14 protein-coding genes and 1 pseudogene are annotated in these 21308 nt (G+C 33.6%); 4 read left to right on the top strand and 11 right to left on the bottom strand.

Features of this window, described 5'->3' with window-relative positions:
• Positions 1-516: 516 nt before the first annotated feature.
• From ribB to BOW55_RS17685, 11 genes are all read right to left on the bottom strand, one after another.
• Positions 517-1650, bottom strand: a complete 1134-nt coding sequence (ribB, locus tag BOW55_RS17635; protein WP_164975062.1) for a 3,4-dihydroxy-2-butanone-4-phosphate synthase — start codon at positions 1648-1650, stop codon at positions 517-519.
• 294 nt (positions 1651-1944) lie between these two features.
• Positions 1945-2976, bottom strand: a complete 1032-nt coding sequence (locus BOW55_RS17640; RefSeq protein ID WP_129025411.1) for a TlpA disulfide reductase family protein — start codon at positions 2974-2976, stop codon at positions 1945-1947.
• A gap of 41 nt (positions 2977-3017) precedes the next feature.
• On the bottom strand, positions 3018-4262 hold the full coding sequence (locus BOW55_RS17645) for an amidohydrolase family protein (protein WP_129025413.1): 1245 nt from the start codon (positions 4260-4262) through the stop codon (positions 3018-3020).
• Positions 4263-4340: 78 nt separating this feature from the next.
• Positions 4341-5741 (bottom strand): RagB/SusD family nutrient uptake outer membrane protein, encoded by a 1401-nt coding sequence (locus BOW55_RS17650; protein ID WP_129025415.1) that lies wholly within the window; start codon positions 5739-5741, stop codon positions 4341-4343.
• A gap of 99 nt (positions 5742-5840) precedes the next feature.
• Complete coding sequence (locus tag BOW55_RS17655; protein ID WP_241686604.1) at positions 5841-9146, bottom strand: SusC/RagA family TonB-linked outer membrane protein; 3306 nt, start codon at positions 9144-9146, stop codon at positions 5841-5843.
• A gap of 97 nt (positions 9147-9243) precedes the next feature.
• A complete protein-coding gene (locus BOW55_RS17660) occupies positions 9244-10446 on the bottom strand; it encodes a FecR family protein (protein WP_129025417.1) in 1203 nt (400 codons plus the stop codon).
• 99 nt (positions 10447-10545) lie between these two features.
• Positions 10546-11121, bottom strand: coding sequence for an RNA polymerase sigma factor (locus BOW55_RS17665; protein ID WP_129025419.1), 576 nt, complete (start codon positions 11119-11121; stop codon positions 10546-10548).
• 195 nt (positions 11122-11316) lie between these two features.
• The gene (locus tag BOW55_RS17670; RefSeq protein ID WP_129025421.1) at positions 11317-12672 is read right to left on the bottom strand and encodes an MBL fold metallo-hydrolase; all 1356 of its coding nucleotides are present in this window, start codon (positions 12670-12672) and stop codon (positions 11317-11319) included.
• A 1-nt stretch (position 12673) separates the two neighbouring features.
• Positions 12674-13504, bottom strand: coding sequence for a restriction endonuclease (locus BOW55_RS17675; protein WP_129025423.1), 831 nt, complete (start codon positions 13502-13504; stop codon positions 12674-12676).
• 336 nt (positions 13505-13840) lie between these two features.
• A complete protein-coding gene (locus tag BOW55_RS17680) occupies positions 13841-14950 on the bottom strand; it encodes a PepSY domain-containing protein (protein WP_129025425.1) in 1110 nt (369 codons plus the stop codon).
• 72 nt (positions 14951-15022) lie between these two features.
• Positions 15023-17338 carry a TonB-dependent receptor gene (locus BOW55_RS17685; RefSeq protein ID WP_129025427.1) on the bottom strand — a complete coding sequence of 772 codons (2316 nt, stop codon included), beginning with the start codon at positions 17336-17338 and terminating at the stop codon, positions 15023-15025.
• Positions 17339-17628: 290 nt separating this feature from the next.
• Here BOW55_RS17685 and BOW55_RS17690 point away from each other — a divergent pair, with 290 nt between their 5' ends.
• From BOW55_RS17690 to BOW55_RS17700, 4 genes and pseudogenes are all read left to right on the top strand, one after another.
• Entirely contained in the window at positions 17629-17952 is a 324-nt protein-coding gene (locus BOW55_RS17690) for a carboxypeptidase-like regulatory domain-containing protein (RefSeq protein ID WP_129025429.1), read from the top strand.
• 46 nt (positions 17953-17998) lie between these two features.
• A pseudogene (locus tag BOW55_RS21570) lies at positions 17999-18289 on the top strand (TonB-dependent receptor plug domain-containing protein); the annotation flags it as partial.
• Between the two features lie 267 nt (positions 18290-18556).
• Positions 18557-19990 (top strand): TonB-dependent receptor domain-containing protein, encoded by a 1434-nt coding sequence (locus tag BOW55_RS17695; RefSeq protein WP_371414535.1) that lies wholly within the window; start codon positions 18557-18559, stop codon positions 19988-19990.
• Positions 19991-20011: 21 nt separating this feature from the next.
• Complete coding sequence (locus BOW55_RS17700; RefSeq protein ID WP_129025433.1) at positions 20012-21226, top strand: hypothetical protein; 1215 nt, start codon at positions 20012-20014, stop codon at positions 21224-21226.
• Positions 21227-21308: the final 82 nt, after the last annotated feature.

The following is a 21308-nucleotide window of genomic DNA, read 5'->3' on the forward strand; positions in this document are numbered from 1 at the left end:
GAAACGGTGATTTAGAGATGACTCATGACAAATTATCAGTTGTCAGTTTGTTAACTATTAGATTTACAATAAAGAAATATGTAAACAGTAATATCTTTAATTAGATCCTGCTTATTTATCGGGCTAAAGAAAATATGTTTATAGCTGTATTAAACAACTTTCTGCTCTTGTTAAAAAATAAATAGGAAAAAGATTTAGTCGTTCTAAATAATATAGTTTCAAAAAAATGAATGCCCAGATGAAAAGAAAAAAGAAATTATTAAAAACAGGTAAAAAAAGAAAATAAAAGAAGAAAAACAAACCTTAATACTAAAACAAGCTTTAAAAAAATGAATATTTGAAATACACGATCTGATAGTTGTTCAAATAAAAAAAGATTATTTCGCTTCATCGTGAGACGGCCTTTTCTTCTTTTTGTTTGTATTTAAGGTATATATGATCCCAAAAAAAATCCTTCGAAATATATTCGAAGGATTTCTTTAAGTAGTTTTCGTAAATTATTATAAATACAAAAAATTAGTATTTAACGTACTCTTTAATTTCTAATCCGTATCCGATCATACCGACACGTTTGGTTTGCTCTGAATTCGACAATAATCTAATTTTGGAAATATCAATATCATGCAATATCTGTGCACCAATACCAAAATCTTTGGTATCCATCTTTATTTGTGGTGCTTTGAATTCGCCTTCAGCCTGTAAAACTTTCAATTCTAACAAACGGTTTATGAAGTCTGTTGGCGGAGCCTCCTGATTGATAAACAAAACAGCTCCTTTGCCTTCCTGATTGATCAATTGAAACATGCTATCCAGCTTTTTGTCAGCATCATTGGTAAGCGTACCCAATATATCATTATTTATTGTTGTAGAATTGATTCGCGTTAGAATTGGTTCTCCAGTATTCCAAGTTCCTTTGGTAAGTGCAATGTGGATTTGTTTGTTAGTTGTCTGCTGATAAGCCCTAAGTCTAAACGTTCCAAAACGGGTTTCAATATCAAAATCTTCTTTCTTCACAATCAGGCTGTCATGCTGCATTCTATAAGCAACAAGCGCTTCAATGGAAACGAGTTTCAAATTAAATTTTTTAGCAACTTCTGCCAATTGCGGTAATCTTGCCATAGTGCCATCGTCATTCATGACTTCGACAATCACTCCAGCAGATTTAAATCCGGCCAAGCGGGCAAAATCAATCGCAGCCTCAGTATGTCCTGTTCTTCTTAAAACACCACCTTGTTTGGCAATTAATGGAAATATATGCCCTGGACGTGCCAGATCATGAGGTTTAGTATCCTGACTCACTAATGAAAGTACCGTTTTAGCTCTGTCAGAAGCAGATATTCCTGTACTTACATCACTTCCTTTAAAATCTACTGAAACAGTAAAGGCTGTTTCCAACGGATCCGTATTGTTGGTTACCATCTTGTGTAATCCAAGCTCATTACAACGACTTTCTGCTAAAGGCACACATATTAAACCACGTCCATGTGTAGCCATAAAGTTGATCATTTCAGGTGTTGCTTTTTCTGCAGCCGCTAAAAAATCACCTTCGTTTTCACGATCTTCATCGTCAACTACAATGATTATTTTTCCTTGGCGAATATCTTCAATTGCTTCTTCTATTGTATTAAGCTGTATTTTTTCGGTGGACATGATGGTAGTGTTTGGTTTTGAGATGGATATTATGTTCGTATTGAATATTATCAATAAATCGTTAAGTCAATAAAATAAACCGCAGCACACGATTTATTCAGAACATCCAATCTCTAATTTGTTTTTTTCGAGGGTCAAAAATAACGATTAAAATTCTAAACTAAAAGAATTGTTTTTCTGGTAATTCGCATAACTTTTTCATTGGTAATACTCTACCAAATATTTGGGTAAGCCGCATTAATGCCTTTAAAAATGAAAAGGGACAGCAAAATGCTAATCCCTTTCTTATGTAAATTATTTAACTCCTACTTCTTTAAACCATTTTCTTATTCCTTCGTCAGATGGTCTTAGCGCATTTGGATCAACGATATTGCCTTGTGGATCAAGTAAAATAAATCTCGGAATACCACTTACTTCATAAGCTTTCTCGAAAGAGTCATCACCATTAGCAAATAACTGCACGCCGGTCAATTGAAGATCTGTTACCATTTTTTTCCATTTTTCACGATCTTTTACACGGTCGACAGAAATACTAACAAAGTTTATATTTTGATCGTGAAATTCTTTTTCCAAAACTTTAAGAAAAGGGATTTCTTTTTTACATGGCCCGCACCAAGTAGCCCATAAATCAATATAAACAAATTTCCCTTTCAGATCGTCTAAGGAAGTTTTACCTCCATTGAAGTTTTCAAAATTGACGAATTTTGGAGAAGCCATTCCTTTAGGCAGAATTTTATCCTGATGTTTTTTTAATCCAGTCGTTTTATTATATCTGTCTACACTGCTTTTTTTAAAATCTTCAAAATCCTTTTCTTCAAGAGCAATAAAAGATGCGTCTAATCCTTTGGTTTCTTTGAGTATTTTTTGATAACCAGCAACAATTTCATCTATTTTTTTGGTAAACTCATCGTTACCTAATTTAAATATAGATTTATCTGCAGTTGCTTTTTCAGAATACAAGGCTTTCCTGAATAGATATTTATTTGGTATTTCTCCGTTTCCTTTAAAATCCATTGTTTCATCCCATTGTTTGGTATCAAAAGTAATTTTCATATTATAACCATTTTTGAAGTAAAAAAAACCTTGTTCTCTACCGTCAAACATTCCATAAAAACCTTCCTTTACCTTCAATGTATCTGCAAAAGAACCATCTTTGTTAACATTGATTCTTTTTATTTTAGTTCTGCCCTTGAATACAATCAAAGAATCTGAGTTTTTCTCTGTTATTTTTCCAAAAAGACGTACATAATCATTTGTCGCTTTTTGCGCAAAAGTATGTAGATTAAAAACAAGGGCTATGATCCCTAAACAATACCATTTTTTCATTATGTTTTATAATTTATTTCGTTAATACGTTTTAGAACTATTTACTTTTTTTCAGTGTAAATAATCCCTGATTTAATGGTCATAAAACCATCTTGTATATTTTCAATCTGCTTTACAGGATCTGAATTTGTAATAAAAAGATCTGCTCGCTTCCCTATAGCTATAACACCTCTATCTTCTACCCCAATACTTTCTGCACCTATTATTGTGGCGCTTATTAGAGCATCCTTGTTGGTAAAACCACAGTCGTTTGTCAGAATCTTTATTTCTTTGAATAATGGAACAACATTATCTTTTTCAAACAAATAAGGCCAATCTGTTCCAGTAGATACCTTCACTCCAAGTTCGTGAGCTCTTTTAGTTACTGTTACACCAGCATAAAGCTTATTATTGTTTCCAATATAATTGGTAGCATCCAAAATAACGTTGTTAGCTTTCATCAGCAATAAAAGATTATCCAGTTTTTTATTATCAATAACTGGTCTTTTAGAGCGATTCATTTCTTTAACAGCAGAGTCATACGGAATATCAAACGCATGTGACATGCTGTTTACTTTTGCATTGGCAATATCTGTGGGAGTAGCAGGAAAAACTGCAGCATGGCTCCAGCTTTGCAATCCCTGAAGTTTTGCCTCTTTTACAATTTTTCTAACAAGATCCGAGGTCAAGTCAGAATATATTTTAATTCCGGTAACTCCTGCTCCTTTCGCTTCTGCAACAGCAATTTTGATATCTGTTTTCTCCGTAATCGTTTGTTCCCAAGGGGTATCATTTTTATCCTTGTTATGCTTTCTCATTAAATCGAAATAGGCTGATCCTCCAAACTGAGCTGCATAAAAAATAGACGGCGCCGGCAGTTGATTAAGGGTGCTGGCACGTTTATAGTCTGCAAGAATAATTGCATTTCCAGTCATATCTCTTACAGAGGTAATTCCGGCATAGATCATTTTAGAAAGTTGATCCTGCATATATTTACCGTTTTTTATCCTGTCCGGATCGGGTGCTGTGGCTAAATGAACGTGTGAATCGATTAGTCCGGGCATCACATATTTTCCAGTAATATCAATTATAGCAGCATCTGGATATTTGGCAAGATCATCGGTGTATAAAATGTCTTTGATCTTATCTCCTTCTATTATAATATTCCCTTTCTTGCTGTCAAATTTATTATCATAGATAAATCCATTTTTAAGAATAGTAATTTTTAGGTTTCCTTTAGTTTGCGAATACCCCATAAGTATTGTACAGACTAAAAACCAACAGATAAGAAGTTGTTTTTTATTCATTTTTTAAAGTATTTATATTTTTGAAAATGACATTATGAGCCCACTTATGTAAATAGAAATGTGGGCTCGATATGTCTCTTAGTATCCAGGGTTTTGTGGAATTCCTGAACGATCAATTTCTGTTTGCGGAATTGGTAAAGCAAATCGATCTGCTTTAGGTGCTAAACCGCCGCCGCCAGCTCTGGTAAAACCTAAACCAAGTCTCTTTAGTTCTGTAAATCTAAATCCTTCAAATGCAAGCTCTCTTCTGCGTTCGTTTAGGATTTCTTTATTCAAATCTGCTCCTAAAAAGTCACCTAAACCTCTTGCGTTTCTAAGTTTATTGAGATTCACCAACGCTGCTGCATTGTTATTTTCCTTTAAATTCGATTCTGCCAATATGAGATACATTTCTGGTACTCTTATTAATTTAATATCGATATTTCCGGGATCAAATGTTGCGGCGTTTGTTGTTCTTGTTCCAGCCTGTTTCTTTGGAAAATAACTTCCTTTGACTGTAGGATGCGTTTTAAAGTATACTGAGAATCGGAGATCTTTATTCTGATCGTAGAGACTTATCAAATCATTTGATACTAAATAAGGATAACTTGACATTACTGGAATAGCAAAGATTCCTGCGGTATACTGTGTTTCGTTATTTTCAAATCGAATTCTAAACATAATCTCGCCAGAATCATCTTTATCCCATTCTTTTTGGAGTGCCGCAAGCGTGGTATCTAATTTGTATCTCGTATCTGTCAGGGCTAAATTAGCATATACGATAGCATTTTTGTAATCGCCTGTTTCGTGAGACACGCGTGCCAGCAATGCATAAATAGCTGTTTTTGATATTCTATAAGAGTTAACTGTATTGGCAGCCAAAGGCGCGGCCTCATTCAAATCGGCTAGAATGTAATTTATAACTTCAGCTGATGTGTTGCGGGGCTTAATATCTAAAAGTGCATCATTTTCAAATCGATACGGTATTGCCAATGCTGTTTTATTGGTATTGTAAGCCGGGGCATAAAAGCGGTACAAATTATAATACAAAAGCGCTCTGATACCTAATGCTTCTCCTAAAAAAGCATTTTTATTGGCAAGTGTACTTTTTCTAGCTTGTCTAATTATAGTATTTACATTGTTGAGCGCTTGATACGATATTTTCCAAAATCCTTCGATATTTCCTGTCGTGCTGGTATAAGCGAGCGGATAAATGTTTTCTAAACTGCCATCAAAGGAATAGTCCTTTGAATTGGACGAACCTACCACATCATCGCTGATCGCTTCTGGAATACTGTAGATTCCATGAGAATAACCGAAAAAATCCTGTTTCATCACTCCGTAAACGCCATCTAGGGCACTTCTAAATCCTCCATCTGTCTGAAAAAGAGTTTCAGGCGATAATTCGTCTAAGGGTTCTTTATTTATAATATCATCAGTACATGCACTTAAAAAAGTAACCAGCACTGTGGCAAATAATAATTTTATATTTGTTTTCATCTATTCTATTGTGTTTATTTTATCTGTCCTGTAGAATTTGATTTTTCTATTGTCTAATACACCTTATTACGAAAATGCATATTTAAACCATCCGCTTTCTTAAAAATTAACATTCATCCCAAATGAGTATCCTCTAACAATAGAAGAAGAAAGTCCAATTCCCCCCGCTGCAGTAGCATATTCAGGATCAATATAATGAACAGCTGATTTAGTGAAAAGATTTTGCCCTTGAAGAAAAAATCTAAGACGCTCTACTCCTATTTTTTTTGCAACTTCTTTGTCAATGGAATATCCAATCATAATGTTTTTCAATTTTATATAGCTGGCATTTTCAAGAAATTGAGATGATGCTCTATAATCAGATACCATTGATGCTGTTGGTCTTACTAAGTACACTTGTCTTATCGCTAAATCAGACTGGTCACCTGGATTTTTCCATGCATTAGCCACATTAACATGCTGGTTAAATGCGGGATTATTGTATAAATTATAAACTCCATCATTTAACACATAATGTCCTGCAGCATATGAAATCAAGAACGACATATCTACATTTTTATACTTAAAAGTATTCGTTAAACCTCCATAGTACTTAGGAATAGAAGTTTTATTAATTACTTGTCTAAGGTTATTAATTTCGGCAGTGTTAGAATTGGTTCTGTTAGTATTAAAATCTACCAATTTTCCATCTGCTGCTCTATATTGATTAAAGCCGGTTACTGGATTTACTCCTGCCCAATCCACAATATAAAAAGATCTTATTGCACTTCCTGCCTTAAAAACAGTAGATCCAGAATTTGATAAAATATCTTTATCGTCTGATAAGGATAAAACCGTTCCTTTATTGTTTGCAAAATTAAAATCAGTTGTCCATGAAAAACTCTGATTTTTGATATTTACAATGTGAAGACTGATTTCAATACCTTCATTTCTAAAGTCTCCAATATTAGAAACAAGTTCTGCGAAACCTGAAGTAAGCGGTATTGGCTTATTGTTCAACAGGTCTTTTGTAGTTCTAACATAATAATCAACTGTTCCGGTAATTCGATTATTAAAGAAACCGAAATCGATACCACCGTTCACATTAAAGTTTTTCTCCCATGTCAAATCTTCATTTTCACCTCTGGTCAGGTATGGAGCTGTACTTCCCGCATAAGTAATCTGACTTCTGTAACCATACAATGATTGAGAAGCAAAATCACCAATAAAGTCGTTTCCAGAAGTTCCAACACTAGCTCTCAATTTTAAGGAACTTACTGTTTTATTTCTATTAAGTAAATCTTTATGCATATCCCATGAAGATCCTACGGACCAGAAATTGGCATATTTATTATTGTTTCCAAAACGAGAAGAACCATCTCTTCTGAATGAAAGTGAAAGGTTGTAAGTATTATTGAAGGTGTAATTTAATCGGGAAAAATAAGAAAGTGAACCTGCTTGAGATTTTCGCTCTGTGATCGCACCAACGGTTTTTGCAGCACTTACCGTCTGCACAGCGTCAGAGCTAAAATCCTTTGCTGTAACAGAAAAACTGTTGGTCTCACTCTCGTTAACTTCATACCCCATAACCATATCAAATGCATGTTTTTGAAATGTTTTCGCTAAAGTGGCTGTCAGTGTTCCTGTGTAATTATTGCTGTCACCCGTATTGTAAGTAAGCGCACCTCCATTGACAATTACATTTTCATAACTATTGTTTTTAGAGGTATTGAAATTAGCTCCCAAAATACCATTTAAGGTTAACCATTTTACTGGTATATAGGTAAGATTTGCGCTGCCGCCAATATTTTTTCGGTTGTTATTCACATTCGTATTATCTCTCACAAATATTGGGTTATAAGGAACTCCAGTAGAATTACCAACATCCAATAATCGCAATGAATTTCCAGCATCATCTTTAATTGCAAGCCAAGGATTTAAAAGAAATGCGTTTGAAAATGGTGATCCCACTATACGTTTGTCCTCTTCATTTACGTTTCCAAAATTTCCTGAAAATCCCACTTTTAATTTTCTGCTCAAATCATAGTCTACACGCATTGATACTGTATACCTCTTATATTCACCTCCAAAAATATTATTAACATTGTTGTAGGTAAGCGAAGTGTAATAATTAGCCTTGTCTGACCCGCCTGAAAAAGAAATATCATTTTCACGATTGATCTCGTTAGTTAATAATAAATCTGCCCAATTTACATCCTGACCAGAAGCTCTTCTTTTTTGAAGTAAGGCAGGGGTCGTTTTATAGAAGCCCAATGACTCTTCAAAATCCAACTTTTGAGACGCATTCATTAAGTCATTAGTAAAAGACTGATCTGCATATTTAACTCCTAAACGACTATTGAAAGCCACCTTTAGTTTTGTGTTTCTAGTACCTCTTTTCGTAGTAACAATAAGAACTCCATTTGTTCCTTTAGATCCATAAATAGAAGTCGCAGCGGCATCTTTCAGAATACTAATATCCTGTATATCGGCTGCATTTAGCATAAATGCATCTAAACCAGATCTTGGCATCTGCACGCCGTCTACCACAATCAATGGCTCTGTACTAGCACTTATAGAACCCACACCTCGCAACAGCATAGTTGGTGGTGAATCTGGAGAAGAAAAACTTTCCTGAACAAACAAACCAGGAACTACACCAATCAATGCATCGGCAAATGATACATTTTGAGTGTTCTGCAATACCTTTGTGTCCAGTTTTGTAACAGCTCCTGTAATTTTATCGCGGGTCATTTTTCCATATCCTACTAAAACGAGCTCATTTAATTCATTTGCAGTTGGTTCAAGAGTAACGTTGAGTATTACCTGATCTTTAATTTTTATTTTTTTTGCAGCAAAACCTAAAAAACTAAAGCTCACCACATCGCCTTCATTTGCCATTATTTGATATTTTCCTTCAAAATCAGTCACCGTTCCCAGCTTATTATCGTTTACCAAAATGGTTACTCCAATTATTGGCAGCCCCATATTATCTGTAACTATTCCTGAGATTTTTCTTTGATTGATAACCGGAGTGCCTCCATTAGCAGATGACGCAGCTGCTTTATGATTTAATGCAATAACAATCAATTTGTTATTTACAAATTCTGCTTTGTAATTATCACCAATCAATTCTTTTATAACTGCCATTACCTCAGCGTTATTTACTGTTATATTCACCATTCTATGTGAATCAAAAACGTCATCACTATAGAAAAATTCTATACTGGTTTTTTTGGTAATTGTTTTTAAAACAGATGCTATAGACTTGTTTCTTGCGTTTATAGTTACCTTTTGTGCAGAAGCAAAAGCAACTATATTAAAAAGAAATATTGATAATATTATGGATTTCCTCATGATGCTAAGAAAATTATCCCAAAGTGCGGATTTTACCCCACAATCTTTTGCGGATAGGTTTTTTTTCATACTTTTAAATGTTTTGGTTGGTTAATTGATTTCGAACTCTTTTTTTCGACTGAACAAATACTAGCCGGGAAATGGTGCAAACATTTTCCGGTTTTTTTTACTTACTAATGGTTACTTCATAGGTTTGGTTAATTTTGGTTATTTTATATTTAACATTTGACGTTTTTCTAATTATATCCAAAAATTGATCGATTGACTGGTCTTTTAAAACAATTCCTGTGAATTTTATCTGCTCTAATGATTTTTGTTCGAACCTCACATTAAAGTTGTACCATCTTTCCATTTTGTCTAAAATATTTTTCAGGTTTTCATTTTCAAAATAAAACTTACCATCTTTCCATGCACTATAACCGTAAGGATCAACTTCTGCCACCTTTATAGTTTCGTTACGAACACTAGCCTGCTGCCCGGGTTTTAAAATAACAGATTCGTTTTTTTCGGTTTTACTTATTTGAGAAATTTTTACTTTTCCTTCCGCCAGTGTAGTTTCAAATTTCTTGTCTTCCTGATAAGCGCTTACATTAAAATGTGTTCCTAAAACGGTAACATTTCCAGATTTGGTTTTAACTGTAAAAGGACTATGAGGATTTTTACTCACTTCAAAATAGGCTTCCCCTTCTAAGGTTACATCCCGAGTATTTCCGCTAAATTTCACAGGATATTTTAAAGATGATTTTGAATTAAGCCAGACTTTGGTTCCGTCTGAAAGTATAACGGCATAAATGCCGCCAACAGGTACAATCAAAGTATTTTCTCCATCTGAAGCCATTCCTTTGACCTCTTTTGCATCATAAACCAAAACCTGATTTAGATTTGAAATCACACCATTTTTAGAAACGATCTTTTCTTTTTTGGGTTCTAAGGAAATAACTGTTCCATCTGCAAGTACAAGAGTTGGATTGTTATATTTTGGTTCAATATCTTTTACAACTACTTCCTGATTTTGCATTTTAGCATCAGTATTCAGATAGTAGAAAACAGAAGAAATTGCCGCTAAAAAAACTAAAACTGCTGCATATTTCAATACCCTTTTATAATCAAAAAGTGAAATTACAGGTGCTTCTCCAAAATCAATTTTTTCTTTAATTCTTTCAAAAGCTAAATCTGTATTAACAGTTTTATAAAACCGTTCCTTAGATTTTAACGTTTCTATATCAATAACTTTTTGATAATATTCTTGATTTTCGGGGATGGAAAGCCATTCTTGCAAAAGAGCATTTTCTTCAATCGACAATTCTCCCTCAAGAAGTTCCTTTCTTATAAGAGCAGCGATTACAAATTCTTTCTTTCCTTGAGACATATTTTTTGATATTAAGTATCGGTTATTAACATTTTAAGTAATGTTATATAACTAAGAGTATTAAATATCAAAAATGGGTGGAAAGATTTTTTATTTTTTTTATAAAAATAATAAAAGGAATAAAAGTTCTGAGTGATTCTTGAGTTTAACCTTTAATAACTCTATCGCACGGGCGCGCTGAGATTTAACCGTATTTATAGAAATATTAAGTTTTTCTGCTACATCCTTGTATTTCAATCCTTCTATACAGGAGAGTTCAAAAACTTCTTTGCATTTTTCTGGTAAGGAATTCAAAGCTTGAGTTAAAGTCGCATATAATTCTTCTTCTAAGATATTAAAATCAAAATCTAAAGTTTCGTGAGATAATTCATTATTCAATTCGATACCTTTCTGTTCTTTTTTTAAGATCAAGAATGAACCATTGCGAACCATAGTGTAGAGATAAGACTTAACATCGATTATCTTTTCAAATTTTACACGGTTTTCCCAAAGCTGCAACATAACATTTCCAACTACTTCCTCGGCAAGAAAACTGTCTTTGACAAAACCATAACTGTAGCTCACAAGTCTTGGATACAAAGAATAAAACAGCTCTTTGTAATACGCTTCATCAATTTTAATATTTTCCTTTTCTGAGCTAATTTTTTGTCTTTGTTTGTTTGCGCAAATATAAATTTAATATCAACAAATCAACATTTTTGCAACATAATTATCATTCAATTCCTTAAAGAGATATAAAAAAGTAAGAATAAAACGCTTTTTTATGTTTTTTACAAATCTGATTTTAAATCAAATTCTTTTATGTTGATCGGGTATTTTTTTGATTTGAATAAAATATCCAGAAAACTATGATCTTAAACAAAAGAATGTCTAAATTTCTATTTCATTTCCCATTAATGGAACGTTACATTTAAAATGATACTGATTCTGAATTTTAATTCGCAGTTCATCTGCCGGAAGGTTTTCGCCGTGTACTAAATAGATGCATTTCGGAATGTTTTCAAGTGCAGAGAGCCAATTTAAAAGATCCTTTTGGTCTCCATGTGCAGAAAGCCCTTCTATCTGAAAAATTTTGGCTTTTACATTATAGTAATTCCCATATATTTTAATTTCATCTGCTCCCTCTAAAAGTTTTCTGCCGCGGGTTCCTTCTGCCTGATATCCAACAAAAATAACAGTTGTTTTTTCATTACCTATATAATGCTCAAAGTACGATAATACTCTCCCTCCTGTAACCATGCCGCTTGCTGCAATAACCACTTTGGGCTGAGGGTTTTCAATAATGCGCATGGTCTCCTTAAACTCGGAGACAATGGAGAACATTTTACTCATTTCATGACAGTCATCGGCAGAGAGTTTATGCCATTTCAAATTTTCTAGAAATACATGCAGTGCATTAGCTCCCATTGGGGTATCCAATATGTATGGGACATCAGGAATTCTTCCTTCTTTTTTAAGCTGCCACAATAAAAACATTACCGATTGTGCTCTCTCTACAGCAAAGCCGGGAATTATGACAGTTCCTTTTTGCTTAATAGCTGCATTGATTAATGTTTCCAGCTCTTCTTTTACATCTACATCAGGATGAAGCCGATCTCCGTAAGTACTTTCTAGAAATAAATAATCAGCCAATACGGGCTTTGTGGGCGCAAACATTAACACATCATCATCTCGTCCTATATCGCCTGAAAACACAAACGTTTTACCCTCAAGAGTTAATCTAATGCTGCAGGCACCAATGATATGACCTGCATTTTCAAAAATAGCGTCGATATCATTTGCAATAGGCACTAATGTATTTGGCTCTACGACTTCAAAAAAGGGAGTAACAGCCTGAGCTTGTTCTAATGTATAAAGTGGTTCTGGATTTGTATGTTTTGAATATTGTTTTTGGTTGGCTCTACTGGCTTCTTCTTCTTGAATTTTAGCGCTGTCTAAAAGAACTAATTTGGCTATAGATTTGGTTGGAGCAGTACAATATATTCGACCAGTAAATCCTTGAGATATTAGTCGAGGAAGCCAGCCGCAATGATCTAGGTGACCATGAGTAAGAAGAACACAATCTATGGTAGATGGTAAAATGGGTAAAGGATCCCAGTTGAGTTCTCGAAGTGATTTAAGACCTTGAAAAAGACCACAATCAATAAGTATTCTATATCCGTTAGTTTCTAAAAGGGTTTTCGATCCAGTTACAGTTCCTGCCCCTCCAATAAATTTTACTTTCATTTTAATGATGTTTACAAATTTGTGACGCTTCGTGCAATGTATTTTTAACTCGGTTTTCACTAAGTCCTATTTTATACAGACTTTGAGGATCATCAATAACATCTTTTACAAGTATCTGATCCAGAATAAGTAATTTTTCTTTTTCAACTATTGATAGTGTTGTGAGACAGGTAACAGGATAAAGGGTTCCTTTATCTATTTTATTTTTGAGATTATTATCTTGCGGATAATCCCAGCTTAAAAGAGAAATTCCGCTGCAATTAGCAAAATCCTGCGCATCTTTAGTAAAACGATTGTTAGTTACTATAATACAGGAATCGATAGCTTCACTATTAGAAAAAATAGTATGTTTTTTTGCTTTAAGGTCATTAAAACGAGAAAGTATGTACATAGGCACTTTTACATCTGAAGAACCTTCTTTACTGCCGTGAAATTTACATTCAATCATGCTTATCACGTTATTCTTCATGATGGCTATGTCTATTTCATGCGATACACATTTCCCCTGTAGTGTTAAATTTATTTTTGTCTTAAATCCTTCTGTAGCATATAATCTGGCAACGAATTTCTCAAAGAAAAAGCCCGCCGGACCAAGCATTTGCAAAGCCAGTCTGATATTGTAACGCGCTGCATGTCCGCTTGATGCTTTTTTTAAAATGGCAAAGGCTAATTTATAGATTTCTTTGGTGGTTAAGCCGTCATACATTTGCCTTTCTATTTCAGCTAAAGTTTCCTTTATGAGATCAGCACTAGCCCCAGACTTTTTGAGAGAAAGTTCTAATTTATCTTTATCAAAAGGTACTTTATATCCTGAGTGTTTTATTATTTTCATAACAGCTAAGGGATTTATTTACTTGAAAAGAAACTAGGTAACACCATTATTTTTCACGAAAAAGATTAAATCTTACTACTAGATTTAATAATCAATCTTTTACGTATTCAATTTAATATAAATATACCATAATTATATTGTAGTTCCTACTGGATAAGCAAACAAAAAGCACAGAAAAGATGAGATGATTTCTTTCTTAATCCTTTCTTCAATTTTTGTTTATTGGTCTACAATCTTATAGAATCAGTATGAGTATAAAGCGGTATCTGTTAAATACAAAATCCAACAAGATTAATACTTGTTGGATTTTAGATTTAAAACTTTATTACAGAATAATTACTTACTCTTTTTCTTTCTGCCAAGCCATATAAACAGACCGGTAAATGGAAGTGTAGCAGCAAAAAGGCAAACTAAAAATGCTAATACTTTCGTTGGATATCCATAAATACTTCCTGTATGAATTGGATAAATCAAACGTCTTATTTTATCACCATTACTAAATGTTTCGTATGGTTTTGTTTTTACAATTTCGCCAGTATATTTATCAAAATAAGCCATACTTGCAATATTTGGTATTTCTTCTTCAAGATTCATTTTGATGACCATAATACTATTTATGGTATCAGATGGTATTCTGATTTGTGTATCTCCCTTGTATTTATAAATACTATCTGTTTTTGAAAATATACTTTGATAAAAAAACGTTTTATCTGAGTTTGGATCAGTTTTAGTTGGGTTTTCAACTTTTGCCGATTCTTTTTTAGTAGTTCCATCAGCCAATAAATAAACGCCGCTCTCGAACCATTCATATGACCAAGTTAAACCTGTTAGTGAAATGATTAGAAGTACAAAAAAAGTATAAAAGCCAAAAGTCGAATGAAAATCCCAGTTTATTCTCTTAAATGATGCGTCCCATTTTACTGTTAATCTTTGCTTTAAGTTTTTAATTTTCTTTGGCCACCACAAAACAAGCCCCGACAAAAGCATAAAAACAAAAATAAGACAGCTGATTCCGGTGACTGCTTGTCCGAAATCGCCTAAAACCAAATGACGGTGCAAATCAAGAACAACTGAAAAAAAACGGTTTTTAGCAGGTACAGATCCTAAAACTTTACCACTATACGGATCAATAGAGAAAATTAGTTTTTTCTTGTCAAAATCAGTTGCTGTAATTATTAAGGTTCTTTCGGGGTCATAAAACGAATGAACACGATCAATTTTCTTTAGGTGAAATTCTTCTTGCACTTCAGAAATAATATCATCCACTGCCAATTTTTCTTTGCCTACACTGGCTACTTTATAAAATTCGGGATTAACGAACTCATCAAGTTCATCTTCAAAGACCAATATACTTCCTGTCAGGGCAACTATAAAAACAATTAACCCAGATGCAAGACCAAGCCAAAGGTGTAATAAACCAATATTTTTTTTTAGTGTTTTATTCATTTATTATATCGTTTCGCAAAATGGTTTTCAAATCGAACCAAAGTTTATGAGAATATTTTTTTTCTAAAAATTTTAAAATTTATAACGCAAATTTAAGCTGGTTGTCATACCATTCCCCATTACATAATCTGCATTTACAGCACGGTATTGGCTCAAAGTTGAATAATAACTGTTGTTTAATAAATTTTCTACTCCTAAGCTCACTGACCAATTTTTATTAAAGGAATAGTTTCCTGAAAAATTAACCACATTCACCGTTGAAATAGGTCCTTCGCTATTACTGTATCTCCCGTTAGTATTTGGTTCAAAACGATCTCGACAACCCGTATTTACCCAAGACAATTGTAAATACCAATCAGAAGTAGGCTTATAAGTAATATATGCTGTTGCTTTTGGCGGAGCAATGCGGGATCCGTTTAAGTAAACAGTTCTTCCATCATCAAATTCTGCTTCTCCTTCAACATACGAATAGCTTCCTCCAAGATTCAATTTATCAGAAAATCTATAATCCAATGTTACTTCATATCCGCGAATCTTTTCAGGCTCTCGTTGTGCAACCAAACGACCATCAATTTCAATTAAATTAGCACCTAATTTTGAAGTACTAACGTAATACGCTGCTGTTAAATTAAAGTTGTAAAACTTACTAGAAAAACCAGCTTCATAATTATTGGTAATAATTGGATCTGTTTCTAAATTTGCTATAGTGCTTTCCTCTGCACTTCGTAAAATTCTGCCCAATTCATTTATCGCAAATGCCTGAGAAAAACTTACAAATGGATTAAAGATTTCATACTTATTAAAACGAAGACCAGCATTGAACATTGTAGCGTTATATGGAATTTCGCCTCCCTCTACAAAAATACTGCCTTGGTTTCCTGGCCCAGAAGCTATTGTATTAAAATCTTTAACACGCACGGTTGCATTTTCATAACGCAATCCTCCTTTAAAAATTAAGTTTTCTAAAACGTCTACTTTTAATTGTGCATAAGGAGCAATATTTAGCATGTCCATTTTCGGGATATAAACACGCCCATCTACTAAATCCTGAAAAGTAACATCATTTAACACGTCAATACCATATGTAATTTCAGACGGCATCGAAGCTATAGTAAAAGGTGTATTCAAATTTATACGGGTTCCAATTTTATTGGAATTAATCATGGTTTGCCCTGGCCCATACCAAGCTGTGCCAGACGCAACATAACGGTTCATGGATTGAAAAGAATTTAAATAAGCTGACACATCTAATTGTGTATTACTAAATAAATTATTTTTCGAAAAAGTAAACATGAAATTGTGATTGAACGGGGTTCCTGCATTTTCCCCCGGTTCTGTACCTCTCACACCAATTGTAGGTGTCTGACCATATACGCCGGCCTGGCTAATATATTTAGCGTTTTGAGTACTGCTGAAAAAATTGTAGACCACATTAAAACTAGTGTGATCATCCATGTCATATCCTAATTTTACAAAAGCATTAGACTGAGATGAATTTGATAAACCATCCGTTTGTCCGAGTGGTTTCCCATCAGCATCTCTTTGAAGTCCTGTGTAATCAAAAGCTCCTCCAATAACATAACTAAACTTGTTCTTCCTGCCATTAAAAAACTGTGAAACACGATAGCCAAAAGTTTCTTTACTATGAAGGGGATTAAAAGTGGTACCTACTGTTGTTATTCCTTGAAAACTATCAACCAGCGGGCTTTTTTTTGTAATATAATTAATGATACCGCCTCCTGAACCGTTGCCATAAATTGAGGTCGCTCCCTTAATAACCTCAATACGTTCAATTGCATTGGCGTCAACGACACGTATATCACGTGCACCGTTCATCAAAGGTGTCGATTGCGGAATTCCATCAATTAAAACCAAAACTTGTCGACCTCTTAAAGTTTGCCCTGAGTTCGTAGCTTTATTTGTAGAGGTCCCTAAACCCGGAATAACATTTCCTAAAATAGAAGATAAATTAGTATTAATACTGCTTTGCACCTGTATTTCTTTTTGGCTCATGATAGTTATTGAGGAAGGAACTGTAGCAATATTTTCTTGCTTTCTACCAGCCGTAACAACAACTTCCTGCAGTTCATTATCACTTTTTAAAACAATCGAAATTACATTTTTTTCTTCCAGATTAGAAAAAATATACGAAAGCGGCTGATATTCAGGAACAGAAATTAAAACTGTTTTGTTTTGTATTTCATGAACTAAAATCGAAACTTCACCTGACTTATTTGTTGTTCCGATAATTTTATTACCTGAAGAAACTGAGGCACTTGCAATGGCGCTTTTGGATTCATTTTCAACTTTTAATCGAAGTGATTGCGCATTTAAATTAACGGTTAGAAAAACTAAAATAATGGAGAAAACGGAGAGCTTTAAATTCATTTTTAAGGTATTCAAAAAAATATTACTAGGTTATTTTTATTTAGATTAATTCTTTACAAAAATAAACATTCTTAAGTATTACGCAAATAGTTAAACATTGTTAAGCACATATTTTTCTGTTTTGCTCCATTATTCCAAGGTTTTATATCAAATAAAACACAAAAAATCAAACCGTTAAATATCAATCAAATTAAATTTTAACCTATTTAAGCAATTAATAGATAATTTTAATATTTTTGCATTTTTTATTTATTCTAAATAAATATAACGTATAATTATAAGTAAATTTCATGAAGCTCAAAATAGTATTGCTCTTTATTCTCTCGTCGACGTTTTTAATAGCACAAAACAAAATCTCTGGTACAGTAAATGATGAACAAGGAACCCCATTAGAGGGCGTTAACATTCAGCTTTTAGGTACAGAAATAAATGTAAAAACAAATACTGCTGGCTTTTATCAGATAGAAAATCTGGCAAATGGCAAGTATACAATTGAAGTTACTTTAGATGGGTATTTCTCAAAAAAACATACTATTAATCTAGAGAATTCACTAAATAATTCTATTACTCTAACATTAGAAAAAACAATCAAAAGAAGCAGAAAAATTAAATGATGTAGTCGTAAAGGGTAAATCTGAAAAGCAAAAAAAAGAGCAGACAGCACAAGCCGTTTCTGTAATAGAAATGAAGGAAGCTAAGTTCAAAACTACAGATTTAGGAGAAGTGCTCGCACAAACACAAGGTATCAGCGTTAGACGCAGTGGCGGTCTTGGGTCGAGAACAAGTTTTTCGATGAATGGACTAACCGGAAATCAAATCCGATTTTTCTTAGAAGGCATTCCGCTGGAATATCATGGTTATACTTTCGGAATTTCAACAGTTCCAGTTAATTTAATTGATCGTGTAGATGTTTATAAAGGCGTTGTTCCTATTGAATTCGGTGCTGATGCTCTTGGTGGTGCTGTCAATTTAATTACGCCAAAAATAAAGTCTGGTTTCAGCGGCTCTTTTTCAGCTCAGGCGGGATCTTTTGGAACTTATAGAACATCACTAATACTTACTAATTATAATAAGAAAACTGGCTTTTTTATAAAAGGAAGCGGGTTTTATGATACTTCTCAAAACGACTATAAAGTAGATGTTGATGTAGCTGATAATGCTGGTAAGATAAAAAAAGTAACGGTCCCTAGATTTCATGATGCGTACGATGGCTTTGGAGTGCAGTTAATAACAGGTGTAAAAGACAGAATCTGGGCAAAGGAATTGAGTATCGAAGGATTTTATACAGATTACACAAAAGAAATTCAGCATAATCAATTAATGGTTGGAGTTCCCTACGGAGAAGTTATGACTTATCGAAAATCGGCTGGATCTGTTCTTACCTATCGCAATGACTTTGGCGAAAATTTTAAACTCGATATTATTTCAGGATATAATTACAGGGAACGTCAATTTACGGATGTATCTGATTTTGTATACAATTGGTATGGTGAGCGTATTGAGGGTTCTGCAGGAAATGTGAGTGGCGAGATTTCAGAATCTACTGGTCCAAGTGATACTTATACTTGGAATAATGATGTTTTTTCACGTCTAAAAGCTTCATGGAAAATTAATAATAAATATGCTGTAAGTTTTACTTCGGCACCCACTTATTCGAAACAAACTGGAGACGACAGACTTATTAATGGTTATGATCCTGCCAGCGCTGTAAGAGAATTGTTTACATGGATCAATGGCGCAGATTTTAAAATAAATGCATTTGATGAAAAATTAGAGAATCTTTTGTTTGTTAAGAACTATTTACAGCAAGTTAATTCTGAAGAGAAAATACCTTCTAATAATTCAGTAATAAAAGAAAACAGAAGTGCAAACTATTTTGGTCTTGGAAATGGATTTCGTTTTAAATTCAATGAACAATTTTCTACCAGACTAACTTATGAATATGCTACTCGTCTGCCTCAGACAGATGAATTGTTTGGAGATGGTCAATTTATACAAGGCAACATGAATTTAAAACCTGAACGCAGTCATAACGCTAATTTTGAACTTTTTTTCAAGTCTAAAACAAATTATGAAAGAAGCAGCTGGCAAGTTCAAACCAATGTTTTTTTAAGAAAGATAGATAATCAAATTTTATTTGTTCCAAGTGTAGATCGCAATAATATTTATCAGAATGTATTTGCGGCAACTTCTAAAGGAATTGAAGTTTCGGGCAGCTGGACTTCTAAAAATGGGAACCTTTCGTTTCACGCAAATAGCACTTACCAACACTTTTATAATGACTCAAACGAAGGGATATTTGCTGCTTATAAAGGAGATAGAGTACCTAATCAGCCCTATTTTTTTGCTAACGGCGGCGCAAATTATTCTTTTAACAACATCATTGGCAAGTCAGATAAATTATCTCTTTTTCTTGATGCGAGATATGTATATGAATTTTTTAGAAGCTGGGAAAGCGCTTCAACAAATCCGTTTGTTATCCCAAGTCAGCAAATTTTTGATTTTGGAACGACCTATCACAATAGCTTAAATGGACTTAAATATGCCATAACAGCTGAAATACAAAATTTAAGTAATGAAAAAAACTATGATTTTTTTGGCGTGCAAAAACCGGGAAGATCATTTAATATCAAATTAGTAACTCAATTTTAATTAATTATACAACCAATAAGTATGAAAACAAATCGATTTTTTATAAAACATGCCGCATTAGCACTAATGTCTTTGACATTTGCATTAACATCATGCAGTTCAGATGAATCTAAAAAAGATGAAGGTCAAGGCAATAACCCTGCTGTTATTGCATCAGTTCGTGTAAATACTCCTGGAGGAAGAGTTTTTTATTTAGGAGCATACGATAAATTTCCTTCAACTCTTGATTATAAAACAATGACAGAGATTGGTCCGGGTGCTACAATTTACTCTTATGGTGAACATCCATATGTTTGGAATGGTACGGCTTCAACTTTAACCAAATACAATGTAAGTAATGATATGAAAATTTCTGCTTCAGATGCTTTAAGTCTTACAGGTACAGGTGTCAGCGGTACTTTTGGGCCTCCTGCTTTTGTATCTGAAACAGAAGCTTATTTTTTCGCCTTAAATGATGGAAAAATTATTAAATTCAACCCAACAACTATGGCTATAACAGAAACGATAGCGGTTACGCCATTACCTTTAAGCAACGATGCAGCTGTTAAAACATCTACTTACATGAGTTATGTTACTTCTGCAAAAAAAATCATTTTGCCAGTAGCCGCAACTCCTACTGATTTTAATAAGTTTCCACAATACGCTCAAATTGCAGTTTTTGATATCGCATCAAAAGCGGTTACTTATGTTAAGGACACACGTATGTCAATGGGATATGATACGTTTGCTAAAGGAAATGATGGTACTTTGTACTACAGACCTTCGCGTGCTACATCGCTGTCATTAGATTACAGTACTGTAAAAGGTGCTCCTCCAGCTGGTGGAATGTTAAAGGTAAATCCTAACGGGACTTTTGACCCTAACTTTTTTGTAGATTTAAAAGCGCCTCTAAATGCACATTCAGTAAATGTAGTAGCTTATGTTCACGGAGATAAAGCTCTTGCGCAATATCTAGACAATACGTTTACTCCTCCAGCAAAACCTGCTGACTGGTATAATGCTCCTACAAAGTTTGCGCTTGTAGATTTAAAAACATTAAAAGTTGAGCCTTTTACTTCTTTTGAAAAATATGGTACAGTTTATAGTGTAGGTACAATTGATGGTGCAGAATACTATGGTAATATTACTGCTCCTGATGGTAAATTCAGCCTTTTGAAGCAAAAAGGAGCTGCTGATTTTGAAGCAGTTTCTGAAGCTCTTGGCGGTAGTGTAATATTTGTTGGGAAATTAAGATAATCATTAGAGAAATTTCATTTTTAGGATATAAGTATTCTTCTAATTTTGAAATTTAAGTATCTGATTATTCCCAATAAAAAAG

This window comes from Flavobacterium sp. YO12 (genome assembly GCF_004119495.1).
Lineage (GTDB): Bacteria > Bacteroidota > Bacteroidia > Flavobacteriales > Flavobacteriaceae > Flavobacterium.

Coding starts and splice junctions, on each gene's coding strand:
- ribB (WP_164975062.1), bottom strand. CDS start 1,650: ATGTCCACCGAAAAAATACAGCTTAATACAATAGAAGAAGCAATTGAA.
- BOW55_RS17680 (WP_129025425.1), bottom strand. CDS start 14,950: ATGAATAAAACACTAAAAAAAAATATTGGTTTATTACACCTTTGGCTT.
- BOW55_RS17660 (WP_129025417.1), bottom strand. CDS start 10,446: ATGTCTCAAGGAAAGAAAGAATTTGTAATCGCTGCTCTTATAAGAAAG.
- BOW55_RS17685 (WP_129025427.1), bottom strand. CDS start 17,338: ATGAATTTAAAGCTCTCCGTTTTCTCCATTATTTTAGTTTTTCTAACC.
- BOW55_RS17675 (WP_129025423.1), bottom strand. CDS start 13,504: ATGAAAATAATAAAACACTCAGGATATAAAGTACCTTTTGATAAAGAT.
- BOW55_RS17690 (WP_129025429.1), top strand. CDS start 17,629: ATGAAGCTCAAAATAGTATTGCTCTTTATTCTCTCGTCGACGTTTTTA.
- BOW55_RS17670 (WP_129025421.1), bottom strand. CDS start 12,672: ATGAAAGTAAAATTTATTGGAGGGGCAGGAACTGTAACTGGATCGAAA.
- BOW55_RS17700 (WP_129025433.1), top strand. CDS start 20,012: ATGAAAACAAATCGATTTTTTATAAAACATGCCGCATTAGCACTAATG.
- BOW55_RS17640 (WP_129025411.1), bottom strand. CDS start 2,976: ATGAAAAAATGGTATTGTTTAGGGATCATAGCCCTTGTTTTTAATCTA.
- BOW55_RS17645 (WP_129025413.1), bottom strand. CDS start 4,262: ATGAATAAAAAACAACTTCTTATCTGTTGGTTTTTAGTCTGTACAATA.
- BOW55_RS17650 (WP_129025415.1), bottom strand. CDS start 5,741: ATGAAAACAAATATAAAATTATTATTTGCCACAGTGCTGGTTACTTTT.
- BOW55_RS17655 (WP_241686604.1), bottom strand. CDS start 9,146: ATGAAAAAAAACCTATCCGCAAAAGATTGTGGGGTAAAATCCGCACTT.